General features: G+C 42.7%; 12 protein-coding genes and 1 riboswitch. Of the genes, 5 read left to right on the forward strand and 7 right to left on the reverse strand.

Annotated elements, in window-relative coordinates:
* Positions 1-62 precede the first annotated feature (62 nt).
* From metH to C6Y02_RS13505, 3 genes are all read right to left on the reverse strand, one after another.
* On the reverse strand, positions 63-3491 hold the full coding sequence (gene metH / locus C6Y02_RS13495) for a methionine synthase (RefSeq protein WP_106031490.1): 3429 nt from the start codon (positions 3489-3491) through the stop codon (positions 63-65).
* Positions 3475-5316, reverse strand: a complete 1842-nt coding sequence (locus tag C6Y02_RS13500) for a bifunctional homocysteine S-methyltransferase/methylenetetrahydrofolate reductase (protein ID WP_060595978.1) — start codon at positions 5314-5316, stop codon at positions 3475-3477. The genes metH and C6Y02_RS13500 overlap by 17 nt, the downstream gene beginning before the upstream one ends.
* A 78-nt stretch (positions 5317-5394) precedes the next feature.
* A riboswitch (SAM riboswitch) is annotated at positions 5395-5513 on the reverse strand.
* Positions 5514-5594: 81 nt separating this feature from the next.
* On the reverse strand, positions 5595-6086 hold the full coding sequence (locus tag C6Y02_RS13505) for a YajQ family cyclic di-GMP-binding protein (protein WP_034663377.1): 492 nt from the start codon (positions 6084-6086) through the stop codon (positions 5595-5597).
* 237 nt (positions 6087-6323) lie between these two features.
* Between C6Y02_RS13505 and C6Y02_RS13510 the strand changes: the two genes are divergently transcribed.
* The 3 genes from C6Y02_RS13510 (at position 6324) to C6Y02_RS13520 (ending at position 10028) form a co-directional block, all read left to right on the forward strand.
* Positions 6324-7172 carry a CvfB family protein gene (locus C6Y02_RS13510; RefSeq protein ID WP_066031051.1) on the forward strand — a complete coding sequence of 283 codons (849 nt, stop codon included), beginning with the start codon at positions 6324-6326 and terminating at the stop codon, positions 7170-7172.
* A gap of 232 nt (positions 7173-7404) precedes the next feature.
* Complete coding sequence (locus C6Y02_RS13515) at positions 7405-8382, forward strand: BMP family lipoprotein (protein ID WP_106031491.1); 978 nt, start codon at positions 7405-7407, stop codon at positions 8380-8382.
* Complete coding sequence (locus C6Y02_RS13520) at positions 8379-10028, forward strand: methyl-accepting chemotaxis protein (RefSeq protein WP_034663367.1); 1650 nt, start codon at positions 8379-8381, stop codon at positions 10026-10028. The genes C6Y02_RS13515 and C6Y02_RS13520 overlap by 4 nt, the downstream gene beginning before the upstream one ends.
* A gap of 48 nt (positions 10029-10076) precedes the next feature.
* Here C6Y02_RS13520 and C6Y02_RS13525 read toward each other — a convergent pair whose 3' ends face one another.
* Positions 10077-10934, reverse strand: coding sequence for a DegV family protein (locus C6Y02_RS13525; protein ID WP_106031492.1), 858 nt, complete (start codon positions 10932-10934; stop codon positions 10077-10079).
* A 140-nt stretch (positions 10935-11074) separates the two neighbouring features.
* Here C6Y02_RS13525 and C6Y02_RS13530 point away from each other — a divergent pair, with 140 nt between their 5' ends.
* Both C6Y02_RS13530 and C6Y02_RS13535 read left to right on the forward strand, forming a co-directional pair.
* Positions 11075-11917 carry a YitT family protein gene (locus C6Y02_RS13530; RefSeq protein ID WP_034663360.1) on the forward strand — a complete coding sequence of 281 codons (843 nt, stop codon included), beginning with the start codon at positions 11075-11077 and terminating at the stop codon, positions 11915-11917.
* 14 nt (positions 11918-11931) lie between these two features.
* Positions 11932-12387, forward strand: coding sequence for a BsuPI-related putative proteinase inhibitor (locus tag C6Y02_RS13535; protein ID WP_106031493.1), 456 nt, complete (start codon positions 11932-11934; stop codon positions 12385-12387).
* A gap of 60 nt (positions 12388-12447) precedes the next feature.
* On the opposite strand, the gene C6Y02_RS13540 is transcribed toward C6Y02_RS13535, so the two are convergent.
* The 3 genes from C6Y02_RS13540 to C6Y02_RS13550 all read right to left on the reverse strand — a co-directional run bounded on the left by C6Y02_RS13540 (position 12448) and on the right by C6Y02_RS13550 (position 13689).
* Positions 12448-12639: a DUF3813 domain-containing protein gene (locus C6Y02_RS13540; RefSeq protein WP_024425070.1), complete on the reverse strand. Its 192-nt coding sequence runs from the start codon at positions 12637-12639 to the stop codon at positions 12448-12450.
* Positions 12636-12788: a hypothetical protein gene (locus C6Y02_RS13545; protein WP_034663354.1), complete on the reverse strand. Its 153-nt coding sequence runs from the start codon at positions 12786-12788 to the stop codon at positions 12636-12638. The genes C6Y02_RS13540 and C6Y02_RS13545 overlap by 4 nt, the downstream gene beginning before the upstream one ends.
* A gap of 88 nt (positions 12789-12876) precedes the next feature.
* A complete protein-coding gene (locus tag C6Y02_RS13550) occupies positions 12877-13689 on the reverse strand; it encodes a Cof-type HAD-IIB family hydrolase (RefSeq protein ID WP_012009535.1) in 813 nt (270 codons plus the stop codon).
* Positions 13690-13809 lie beyond the last annotated feature (120 nt).

Here is a 13809-nt window from a genome sequence, read left to right on the forward strand (position 1 = left end):
AGCATAGTGTAAAAATTGGTGTTTACAATCAAAAAAGAACCTCCAATTCCGGAGGCCCTGCATTAATGAACATTAAAATATCGAGCTTCAGGATGAGAAACGACGATTGCTGAAACAGATGCTTCAGGTTCCATCATGAACCCTTCTGTCAGATGGATGCCAATTTTTTCAGGCTGAAGCAGCTTGAACAGCTTTTCTTGGTCTTCAAGATTTGGACAAGCGGGATAACCAAAGGAATAGCGCTGCCCTTGATATTTTGCCTGAAATCGTTTTTCCATTGTGAAATCGACTGGGTCAGGGAAGCCCCATTTGTCACGAATCACTTGGTGGGTTCTTTCGGCTAATCCTTCTGCAAGCTCAAGCGCCAGAGCTTGGACCGCATGCATTTTTAAATAATCTCCTTCTTGCTTAAATTGCTGCGCAACTTCACGTATACGCGCACCAGCTGTGACGGCAAATAAGGCAATATAATCTTTCTCGTTTTCGCCGCTTTTCCGCACATAATCAGAAATAGAGCGGTACGGAAGCTTCTCCTGTCTTGGGAATTGGAACGTTTCAATGATGCGGTCAGGCGCTGCGGGATCATAAATACGCAGATCATTTCCGTTTGAACTGGCAGGGAAAAATTGATACACAAATGCCGGCGCAAACCAGTTTTTCTCTCTGCCTTCGTTTAGAAGGTCTGTGACAAGCTGCTTTAATTCCAATGCTTTTGGATGCTGGTTAGCTAACAATGTTTTGACCTTTCCTTTTAATCCAAGGTGGTGACCAATGAGCATTTGTTCATTCACATAAGGCATAATGTGATGCAAATCGATGTCCCGCACATAATGACGTGCCATAGTCTCTGGCGTAAAAATAGGTGCCTGCGGGAGTGCCGCACGTTTTTCTAGTAATTCAATGACAGCTTGTGGCTGCTTTGCTTCTTTCTCTTTGAAAGGTGCCACAGGCTCTTCTCCGGACTTTGTTTGAAACTGAAGAGGATTCGCTTTTAACTCATTGGCTAAAGATAAGCCGTCCATGGCATCTTTTGCATAAAGAACCGGTCCGTCATAATGAGGCGAAATCTTCATTTTCGTAAATTTCCGAGAAAGTGCAGCGCCGCCGACCAAAATGGGCACGGAAATATTCGCTTTTTGTAAATCCTGAGCGGTGAGTACCATTTGCTGAGCTGATTTCACAAGCAATCCTGATAATCCAATCATATCTGGTTTTTCCTTTTGCACAGCTTCGATCAATGTTTGAGGTGTCACCTTGATGCCGAGATCGACCACTTGAAAGCCATTATTGCTCAAAATGATGTCGACAAGGTTTTTCCCGATATCATGGACATCTCCTTTTACAGTTGCAAGTAGAATCTTACCTTTCCCGCTTGCATGCTGCTTTTCCATATATTGCTCGAGATACGATACAGATGCCTTCATGACCTCTGCCGATTGAAGCACTTCCGCCACAATCAGCTCGTTTTGATTAAAAAGACGTCCAACCTCAGCCATTCCCTGCATTAACGGACCATTGATGATATGAAGTGGTGATTCAAATTGCTCTAGAGCAAGGGATAAATCATCGATAAGTCCTTCTTTTGTTCCTTCGACGACGTAGAGTGCCAGCCTTTCATCAAGTGATATGGAGACCTTTGGTTTTTTCTCCGTTTTCTTTTTGCCTCGGTAAAATTGGGTGAATTCAGCAAGTGTTTGATCATTTGTTTCATAGAGCAGCGTTTCAGCCAGCTTGATTTCTTCCTTTGGAATGGAAGCGAAGCGTTCAAGCTTTTCCGTATTCACAATGGCGTAGTCAAGTCCTGCTTGGACGCAGTGATACAAGTAGACGGCATTCAAGTTTTCTCTGCCAAGAGGCGGGAGTCCGAAAGACACGTTGCTGATGCCTAAAATCGTCAGGCACTCAGGCAGATTTTCCTTGATCATTTTGATGCCTTTGATCGTTTCTTCGGCAGCCCCAATATACTGCTCATCTCCAGTGCCTACTGGAAAGACAAGTGGATCAAAAATGATGTCACTTGCGGGAATTCCATATTTCTTCGTTAATAGATCATGAGAGCGTACGGCAATCTCGAGCTTTCGTTCTGCTGTTACGGCCATCCCTGTTTCATCGATCGTGCCGACAACAAGTGCACCGCCGTACAGCTTCACAAGAGGGAGAATTTCTTCAAACCGTTCTTCGCCATCCTCGAGGTTAATGGAATTGATGATGGCTTTCCCTTGGGAATACGTGAGCGCCTTTTCAATCACGTGTTTATCTGTTGAATCAATGACAAAAGGGGCTTTGACTTTTTTCATGGCCTCTTGTAAAAAGCCTTCCATGTCAGCTGCCTCGTCACGGTCTGGATCAGCGAGACACACATCAATCACGTGAGCGCCGTTTTTTACCTGTGCGCGAGCAATTTCTGACGCTTCTTCAAATTTTTGTTCCGCAACGAGTCGTTTGAACTTGCGTGAACCAATAACATTGGTCCGTTCTCCTACAAAAAGAGGACGCATTGATTCCTCATACATAAGGGGCTCAATTCCTGATACGGTATGCTGAGACGATTCATGCGCGATGTGACGCGGCTGAATCGTGCGTACTTCATCTGACAAAGCTTGAATATGTGCAGGTGTTGTTCCGCAGCAGCCGCCAACAATATTTAACCAGCCTTCCTTCGCAAAAGCGGCGATTTTTTTAGCAAGAGAAACAGGGGATTCGTGATATTGACCTTCTTCATCTGGAAGACCAGCATTTGGATAGCAGCTAACCGCTGACTTGGCGATGGAGGAGAGCGTGCGGATATGGTCTGTCATAAATTCAGGACCAGTCGCACAGTTAAGGCCGACACTAATTGGTTTCATATGTTCAAGAGAGATATAAAAGGCTTCAATATCCTGACCAGCAAGGGTGGTTCCCATTGGTTCAATTGTACCTGATACCATGAGTGGTAATTGAATGCCTGCCTGCTGAAAGGCTTCCTGAATGCCTTTGAATCCAGCTTTTACATTCAGCATGTCTTGGCTTGTTTCTAAAAGAAGGGCATCACATTTGCCATCAATCAGGGCGCGGGCCTGCTCCTCATAGTTGGCAACGAGCTCACCGAAGGTTGTGCCGCCTGTCACAGATAATGTTTTTGTTGTGGGTCCCATTGCGCCTACAACAAATCGAGGCTGCTCCGGCGTGGAGTAACGGTCAGCTTCGTCCTTTGCCAGCTGGGCAGCCCGTACATTGAGTTCATAGGCAAGGTGGCCAAGCCCGTATTCATCAAGGACGAGCTTTGTAGCCCCGAATGTATTTGTTTCAATGAGATCGGCACTTGCTTCAAGGTATTCCCTATGAATCGCGCGGATGATGTGAGGGGCTGTTACATTCAAATACTCGTTACAGCCCTCATACTCTTCTCCGCCAAAGTCTTCTGCTGTGAGATTGGCATTTTGAATCATGGTCCCCATTGCACCATCAAGGACGAGGATGCGTTTCTTTAGCTGTTCAGTGATAGTTGACATGGATGTTTGACTCCTTTTCTTTCTGATGAATGTAGGTGGTCAGTTCTGCTGTTAAATCTGATCGAAGGAAAGGGGTAATTAAATAAATGCCATTAAACAATTCACAGGCTGTATCTAATAAAGAGCGGGCAATCGCTAAGCCTTCTGCTCGCTGCTTTTCCTTATCCTCGCCAGCCTTGGCCATAATGTCACGAATGGAATCAGATAATTTGATGCCTGGAATTTCATGATGAATAAACTCTGCATTTCGGCTGCTTGTTAACGGCATAATGCCAATATAAATCGGTTTATCCAAATGACGGCTCTCCTCATGAATTTTCACAAGCTGTTCCTCAGAATAAACAGGCTGTGAAATAAAATAATCAGCGCCGTATTCGATTTTTTTCTCAAGACGTTTGACCGCTTTATCAATGTGACGAACATTCGGGTTAAACGCGCCAGCTACTGAAAAATTGGTCTTTTTACCAAGCGGCTTCCCTGAGAAAGAAAGACCTTCGTTAAACTGCTTGATCAGCCGGATCAAATCAAAGGAGGTTAAATCATAAACCGACGTTGCACCTGGGAAATCTCCAATCTTAGAAGGATCGCCTGTAATGGCTAAAATATCAGTTAAACCAAGTGTGTCGAGACCCATCAAATGGGATTGAAGCCCAATCAAATTACGATCACGGCACGTAATATGGACAAGTGAACGCATATCAAGCTGCTGTTTCAATAATGCGCCGCAAGCCACATTGCTAATGCGCGGGGTCGCAAGAGAATTATCAGCTAATGTCAAGGCATCAATGCCTGCATTCTTTAACTCATTTGCCGCGACGAGAAATTTTTCGAAGTTCAGCTTCTTCGGCGGATCAAGTTCTACAATAATCGTCCGTTTTTCCGCAGCCAGCTCATCAAGACCTGGTTCAGTCCGCTGATCTTGAATCGAAATGATTTCTTCTTTTAATACTTTCACTTCTTTTTCAGTGATCGGCGCTAAATCCTTGACCGCTTCAGCCATTGCGTGAATATGCTGAGGCGTTGTTCCGCAGCAGCCACCGATAATACGTGCGCCTTGATTTCTAAATTCAAGTGCACTTTTTCGAAAATAATCGTTATCTGTATCATAGACGAGTCTGCCTTCTTCAAGAGAGGGAAGACTGCTGTTAGGATAGACTGATAAATGGGAATTTTCTAAAATCGGTACGCCTTCGAGTGCCTGAATCATATGATAAGGGCCTAGCCTGCAGTTGATGCCGACGACATCTGCGCCAAGAGAGGACAATTCAGATAAACCATCCTTGAGCGGGGTTCCATCCTGCAAAACACCTTGTTCATGCATGGAGACGTTCATGACAATCGGGAGAGTCGTTTCTTTGCGTGCAATTTGGAGAACGGCCTTCGCTTCTTCCATGTCATAGTACGTTTCTAGCAATAATCCGTCAGGCTGTTCATTTAATAGAATGTACAACTGCTCTCTAAAGCTTCGTTTAATTTCTTCAATAGAGTAGGCATTTTTGTTAAATGTTCGAATGCCGCCGATCGTTCCGAGTACATAAGCGGAGCCTGCGGCTGCTTTTGCGATTTGTACGGCCTTTGTATTGATGCGCTTCGTTTCTTCCTCTAAGCCGTAGCGGGATAGTTTAATATAATTCGCACCGTACGTATTTGTTTGGATGATGTCAGCACCAGCCTGCACATATGCCTCATGCACGCGCTTTACTTCCTCTTCTTTCGATAAATTTAATTCTTCAAAGCAGCGGTCAATGCCGTAAGAGTATAAAAGTGTTCCCATTGCACCGTCAGCAATCAGTACGCGGTTTTGTAAGTCTTGTAATAGGCCCATTGGTTTCCTCCTTATTTCTATGTAACAAAAAAAGCCTTCTGATAAGAAGAAGACTTTTTGGCTGTATCGTAATTCTTCTCCTTATCTTCCAAGCAGTTGCTTGCTGGATTTAGCACCTTGGTCATAGAAAATATATTTCTACTACACCGGTTGCTGAGGCTTCACAGGGCCAGTCCCTCTGCCTCTCTTGATAAGAAAGTGATATGAACATGTCAATGAATTGAACTTCCATCAACTGTATCGAAAAAATCGAAAATAATCAATGGAAAATTTGAAATTTATCGAAAATTTATAAATTGAACGTCAATCGGTAAATCTGCCTTGCGCATAAGTGAAATAACCTCTTGTAAATCATCTTTATTTTTCCCTGTTACACGCACTTGGTCATCTTGAAACTGTGACTTCACTTTGATGCCGGATTGCTTAATGAGTGCATTGATCTTTTTGGCGTTGTCTTGATCAATCCCGCTGATCAGCTTCGCGCGCTGGCGTACTGTTCCGCCAAGGGCATGCTCGGTTTTTCCGTAGTCGATGTTTTTGGTAGGAACATCTCGTTTGATCAGCTTTGTCACAAGCACATCTTTTAGCTGCTCCAGCTTAAAGTCATCATCAGAGATGAGAACAAGCTCTTCTTTTTCAAGAGAAATATCACTTTTACTTCCTTTAAAATCATAACGGTTTTTAATTTCTTTCAGCGCTGCTTGAACAGCGTTTTGCACCTCTGGCAGTTCAACCTTCGATACAATGTCAAATGAGCTTTCTTTTGCCATAACACATGACCTCCATGTATAGATATTGCGTCTATTTTATCATGCAAATAGGAGAAGAAGAAACTTTATCGAAGAGACGAGTCAAAGAGTTCAGCCGGCAGCGGTATAAATCGTGTCCAGTTTGTCCACTTTAGCTAACAGAACTAGAGATGTTCATGTGAGGAGAAGTATAGTAGAATAAAGTGAATCAAAAGATGAACGAACGCTCTTTTATGGGCAGATAGGAAGGAAGAGAACATGAGACCAGGTGAGCAACTGACCTTGCAAATAGAGAACGAGATGGAATACGGCTACTTTTTGACAGATGGTGAAGATTCGGTCCTCTTGCACCGCAGTGAGATGACAGAGGATATTGGTGACCGAGATGAAGTAGAGGTCTACTTATATGTAGATCATGAAGAAAGACTGGCTGCCACGATGAAAATACCTACAATCAATGCGCATACATATGGCTGGGTAGAAGTCGTAGACGTGGTAGAAGACATGGGCGCATTTGTCGATGTCGGGCTGTCAAAGGATGCACTTGTTGCAACAGAACACCTCCCGCCTTTTGAGGAAGCATGGCCAAAAAAAGGAGACAAACTCTACTGTATGCTGAAAGTCACAAGCTACGGCAGAATGTTCGCAAAGCCAGCGACTGAAGATGTGATCAGTGAATTGTTTACTGAGGCACCTGAAACCTTAATGAACAAAGAAATCACTGGTACCATTTATCGCTTAATTGCGACAGGCTCTTTTATGCTGACAGATACAGGCGTGCGTGGGTTTATCCACCGTACGGAACGAAAGGAAGAACCAAGATTAGGATCGACCGTGACAGGACGCGTCATTGCAGTGAAAGAGGATGGAACCGTGAACGTTTCTCTGCTTCCTAGAAAACAGGAAGCGTTATCTGTCGATGCAGAAGAAATCTTAACCTATATGAGAACGAGAAATGGTGCCATGCCTTATGGGGACAAAAGTGATCCAGAAGACATCCGCGAAAGATTCCAAATGAGCAAGGCAGCCTTTAAACGAGCATTAGGTCATTTGATGAAAAATGACTTAATCTACCAAAAAGAGGGCTGGACATACGAGAAAAAATGAGCAGCGTGAAAACAAACCCTGACTTCAAGGGTTTTCATATCACACTGAAAAGAAGAAAAAGGGATAAAATCATCATGATTTTATCCCTTTTTTTATATTTGTTATAAATAATGGGTTTTTTCAGTGAAAAAAGTCATGAAAAAAGCTGAAAAACCTTCACTTAATCATTGAAACAACGCCTCTCAAATCCGATAAGAAAGGAGTAAGGATGATAAAAGGAGTGTGTGTGTGGATGAAAGTGAAAATTTCATTGCTTCTGGTGGCAGCCCTGCTTATGGTGCTCGCCGCATGCAGCAATCAGCAAGGGAAACCACCGGCATCAAATGCGAAGCATATTGGCGTTATGCTCACAGATGATGGTCTTGGTGATCAATCATTTAATGATTCATCATTTAAAGGATTAGAAAAAGCACGTGATGACCTAGGGATTGAATTTGATTATAGAGAAATTGCAGAAACCGATACATATGAAAAAGGACTGACCGAGCTCGTAAAAGATGGCAATGACCTCGTCATCGGAGTAGGCTTCAGTATGCAAGAAGATTTAGAAAAAGTCGCAAAGAAATATCCGAAGAAGCAGTTCCTTCTCATCGATGCCATATCTGAGCTGAAAAATGTGACCTCCGTGACGTTTAAAGAAGAGCAAGGCAGCTATTTAGCGGGCGCACTTGCTGCCATGACAACGAAAAGTGATGTCATTGGATTTGTTGGCGGTGTCGATGCGGATTTGATCCATCGTTTTGAAAAAGGGTTCCAAAAAGGCGCTAAATCAGTAAATCCGAACATCAAGATCTTATCCACCTATGCTAATACGTTTAGTGATGCGGGCAAAGGCAGTAAAATAGCCAAAGGCATGATCAAAAAGAAAGCTGACGTTTTATATGCCGCAGCTGGCTATACAGGTGTCGGTGTATTAAAAGAAGCGCAAGCGCAGGGCAAATATGCCATTGGTGTAGATAGTGATCAGTACTACACCGCTGAAAAAGCGGTAATTTCGTCCATGGTAAAAAAAGTCGATGAAGTGGTCTATCAATTCAGCGAACAGCTCGTCAAGAACAATCAAATCAAAAATGGGCATGTTATCTACGACTTAAGCAATGACGGAATCGATATGGCAAGAATTCGGGTGCTGAAGAATGCTGAGACATTGACCAAAAAAGTAAATGAACTGAAGCAGAAACTTCTAAAAGAAGAGGGGGACGCATCATGAGCTTGCGCATCAAAATTTTACTCAACTCACTCGTCTCACTTCTTTTAGCAGTTGGCGTAATCGCCTTTATCATTGTCAGTATGACAAAGATCCAATCATCAAATGAAACAGAAGTTCAAACCTTATTAAACGTTCAAAAAACAAAAGCAAGCTTTGAAAGCGTCGAACAAGCCATGACCAATTATTCAATGACACTTTCTGATGAACAGCTAGAGGTTGTTCAAACCGATATTTCTACAGCAAAAAAACAGCTGCAAACGTTAAACAAACATGCAGGAAATATCAACAAAGATGCATTAACAAGGTTAAATGCAAAATATGACACGTGGACCAAGGAAGCAAATAATGCCATTGGTGAAAAAAACGCATCGGATGCAAGACGGGTCGCTGCAAGAATTGATGGTGTTTTAAACGACGTCCATACAATGAATAAAAGAGCAGAAGAAGCGTATAAACAAAATCAAGAGAATACATCTGATAATGTGCAATGGATCATCACCAGTGCACTCGTTGCAGCCCTCACACTAATTGTCATTGCTGTCTTTTTAAATATTGGGTTAACAAGATCCATCGTGACCCCTATCAAATCACTATCCTACCGAGCGAAGCAGATCGCAGAAGGCAACCTTGCTGTCGAACGGATGGACATTCAGCGCAAGGATGAAATCGGCGGCTTGAATGAATCCTTTAATCAAATGACAGATCAGCTGATTAGTCTGATTAAAGAAATCAGCAATGTCTCAAGTCAAGTAGAGACATTCTCGATCCAGTTAGATGATGAAAACAAAAAGCTGATGGAATCTGCAAATCAAGTATCTGTCTCGACAGACGAAATGGCAAATGGGTCACAAGCCATTTCAGAGGATCTCCAGCATGGCGTCAGTTTGATTGAAAAAATGGATCAGCATGGACGTAAAAATTCTGAACGTTCACAAACAGTCATCCAAAGTACTGAGGATGCCATAGAAGCAGTGGAAAGTGGAAAGCACACGTTAACAGAAACAAAAACGGCGATTGAAAAAAATACACATGCCACAAGGCAAATCGAGCAGTCAGCAGGAGAATTCACGCAATACGCCAGCGGCATCTCGGCCATGGCCAAAACTGTTTCTGACATTGCGGATCAGACAAACTTACTTTCGCTAAATGCGGCGATTGAAGCGGCAAGAGCAGGTGAAGCTGGAAAAGGCTTTGCTGTTGTTGCAGATGAAATTCGTAAGCTTGCCGATGAATCATCTAACGCTACAAGACAAATCTTTGATATGGTCAGTCATATTGAAAGAGGCATTCAATCCATTAGTCAAACTGTCAAAGAAGGAGTCAAGCTTTCACTTCAACAGCAGGATGCGATGGACAAAACCTCACACTCCTTTGAAGATATAGAAACAAAAGCGCAGCACATTAAACAAGAAATGGCTGTCTTAAATGACCAAATTGTTCAATCAACAGAGCTTGGCGGACAAGTGCTGAACTCGATTGAAAATATTAGTGCGGTTGTAGAAGAAACAGCAGCTGGCAGCGAAGAAATTTCTGCCTCTGCCAATGAACAGCTGCAATCATTCCATCAAATGAACAAACAGGTAGAAGAACTGATGAGTATGACGGCAAGGTTAAATGAAACCGTCCATCGGTTTAAACTTTCATAAGTCATAAGAAAAGCACCCTTCCCGTGATGTGTCAGGGAAGGGTGCTTTTTATGATGGTTTGCCTGTAAAGAAGATTGCAAGCGTGCCTGGGCCTGAATGGGACCCAACAGCCGCGCCGACAATCTGAATATCAATTTCTTTTGGATGAAATTCGGCTTCAATCAATTGTCTCATGTCTTCTGCAAGTGCAGGATCATCACCATGACTAATGCCCACCGTTTGATTTGGCCAATCCGTTCCACGTTCTTTCATCAGTTCAATAATGCGTTTCAACAGCTTTTTACGTCCGCGGATTTTCTCAAGTGGTATGAGCTTTCCATCCTCGACGTGTAAAATGGGCTTAATGCTTAATAAACCGCCAACAAATGCGGACGCTTTACTGATTCTTCCGCCTCTTGCTAAATACGATAAATCGTCTACAGTAAAAATATGTTGTAAAGATTCGCAAAAATGCTTTACAGACGTTTCAATTTCTTGTATTGTATTTCCGTCAATGGCAAGTGATTGAGCGTGTTTGACAGCAAGCCCATAGCCGAGTGAAGCACATTTAGAATCAATGATTCGCAAATCAAAATCAGGGTATTCTTCCTTCACTTCGTTTGCCATCATCACAGCTGTTTGGTATGTACCGGAAAGCTCTGATGAAAAGGCAACATAGATTGCAGATGTATGAGTTTGTGCGAGAGAAACAAAGGCTTCTTTGATTCGGTTTGGTGAAGCTTGTGACGTCTTTGGGCTGGCACCTTGTCTCATCGCATCAAATACTTGTTTTGGTTCAATGGTGATCAAATCTTCAAATTCCTGCTCGCCAAGTAACACACGCAGCGGAATGAGCGTCATGTTATGTTCATCATAATAAGAAAGAGGCAGATCAGCAGCACTGTCTGCTATGATATGAACAGTCATCAAAATCCCTTCTTTCTAAAAATATCAGCCATATTTTACATCTTTTTAGCCTAACTATATCACAGAAATCATCTTTTCGTGTTCAAATTCTAAATTTTAGGGAAAACCATAGAGAGAATGGTAAGTGGAGGAATGACAATATGTTCATTGGAGAAGCAAAAAAACTCATTGTCGTCGTCATTGGTGCACTGCTCAATGCGATTGGACTGAACTTATTCTTAATCCCAGCTGATGTATACGCGAGCGGGTTTACAGGGGTAGCCCAGCTGTTATCCAGCTTAATGGATCAATATGCGCCATTTTATATATCAACAGGGATCCTATTATTTATTTTAAATATTCCAGTCGGCATTTTAGGCTGGATGAAAGTTGGCCGTTCCTTTACGTTATACAGCATCATCAGTGTTGCACTGACGACCATTTTCCTCGGCATCTTACCGGAAACGAGTGTTTCACAGGATATATTACTAAATGCTGTGTTTGGCGGCGTCATATCTGCACTCGGGATTGGGATCACCCTCAAATACGGGGCATCAACAGGAGGGCTCGACATCCTTGCCATGATCTTAGCGAAGTGGAAGGATAAACCAGTCGGCACATATTTCTTCATTTTAAATGGAATCATCATCTTTACAGCAGGATTATTACAAGGTTGGGAGAAAGCATTATATACCCTTGTCACATTATATGTGACCACAAGGGTCATTGATGCCATCCATACAAGACATGAGAAGCTGACCGCGATGATTGTGACGAAGAAAGCTGATGAAATCAAAGAAGCCATTTATGGAAAAATGGTCAGGGGCATTACGACTGTACCTGCAAAAGGAGCTTTTACCAACGAGCAAAAAGAAATGATGGTGATCGTCATTACAAGGTATGAGCTGTATGAACTTGAACAAATTATTAAAGAAGTCGATCCAAAAGCCTTTACAAATATTGTGCAAACAACCAATATTCTAGGATTTTTCAGACGAGATTAAAAGGTGGGTAGCAAATGAAAAAAGGGTTGGTGCTTCTTCTCGTTTTATTGATTTTAGCCGCTTGTGGACAACAAAAAAAGGATGAACCAGACAAGGAGGTATCCGGTCAAATGGGAGAAAAAACGGTTGTACTCACAGTAGACCCCGTCCAGAAAGGTTCTTCGGTTCAATTTAACATGTCGCTGAAAAATGAATCAGATCGAGATATTGAATTTACTTTTAACACAAGCCAGAAATTCGAGCTCAGTGTGTATGACGAAAACGGAAATGAACAATACCGCTATTCGAAAGACCGTATGTTCACACAGGCCATCCAATCATTTGTGCTGAAGAAAGGCGAAGCCTATGATTTTCAAGATACGTGGTCAAACGGTGTCAAGCCGGGAACGTATGAAGCGATCGTCACATTTAAAGGAAAAGCAGAAGGGCTGAAGCAAATCACGGAAAAGAAAACGTTCCAAGTGAAATAAGTGCTTCCTGCTTCATGAGAATCAGAAAAAGCTGTCCAATGGTGGACAGCTTTTTTTATGTTAGAGATCATCGAGCAAGTCTTGGAAGGTATGCAGCTGGTTTCTTTCTGCATCTGTCGAATTGGCAAATGCAGAAGATACGGCATTTTTGGCTCGTTTGACCGCCTGTTGACGCTCTAACCCAGATGAAAATGAAGAAGTAAGGGCTTCTTCAGTAAATGATTTGGCTTGATCAAAAAGTTCGTTTCTCACAATGAACCTCCAGAAGCATCAGTCTTCATATTTCCCCTGTCCGCTGCCGCTTCTTCAAGTGTCGAACGATAAGGAAAACGTGCGTCATGCAGACTGACTGAATCTTTACCTTGTTGTATAAAGCGTTTCGATTTGCTTCTTTTACCCATTCGGAATCCGCCCCTTTACACAAGCTGACAGGACAACCTGTCTAACGGTAGTATGCCCGCTTCCTTCGGTTATGTATGAATGGAAAAATTAAAGCGAGAAGTAATTCGTTAGAAACTTTGCAATCCCATCTTGTTCGTTCGTATCAGTGACTTCGTTTGAAACACGTTTCACCGCATCGATTCCATTGCCCATTGCCACGCCGCATCCAGCAAATTCAAGCATTTCTAAATCATTGTCTTCATCTCCGAATGCCACAATCCGCTCCTGTGGAACGCCGTAATAATCACTGATCTTTTGCAGTCCAACGGCCTTGTTCATGCCTGTTTTAATGATTTCAATCACGTGCCACGGAGCAGCCCATCGCCGGTGATCAATCACTTCTGCATGAACATCTGATAAATAGCTGCGAATGGCTCCGACGTCCTCTTCTTTTGCATGGATTAACACGCTCGTCACATTTTCTCCAAGGTTGTCCCGAAGGTCTCCCACGGTGACTTTATTTGCATTCATATTAAATATATCAATGAGCTTCTCATCATGATAATGGAAATACAAATCGTCTAACACTTCAGCTAACACATTGTGCACTTTATACTCCTCACTAATGTCTACAAGCTGTTTAACGACTTGGAGATCAAGTGACGTATGAAATCTGCCCCATTTTTCATCAAGAGGATGATGGACAAACGCTCCATTAAAATTCACAATGGGTGAATCAAGCTGTAATTGCTGATAATAAGGAGAGCTGGAACGAAATGGCCGGCCGGTTGAAATACAGACATGATGCCCGCTGTCTTTCACTTTTTGAATGACGTCAAGCGTGTGTGTAGAGATGGTTTTATCATCTTTTAATAACGTGCCATCCAGGTCAAGTGCGATTAGATAAGGTTTAGTCTCCATAAAATCTCCTTTGATCTGTAAGTGATAGGAGGCAGTTCGTGCGGCGCCTCTATCTATAGTGTATCTTTATCACATCTTTGTTGTCTACATGTTAAAATAAACAAAGACGGGAATGATAAA

The sequence above is a fragment of the Bacillus sp. NMCC4 genome, assembly GCF_002998555.1.
Lineage (GTDB): Bacteria > Bacillota > Bacilli > Bacillales > Bacillaceae > Bacillus.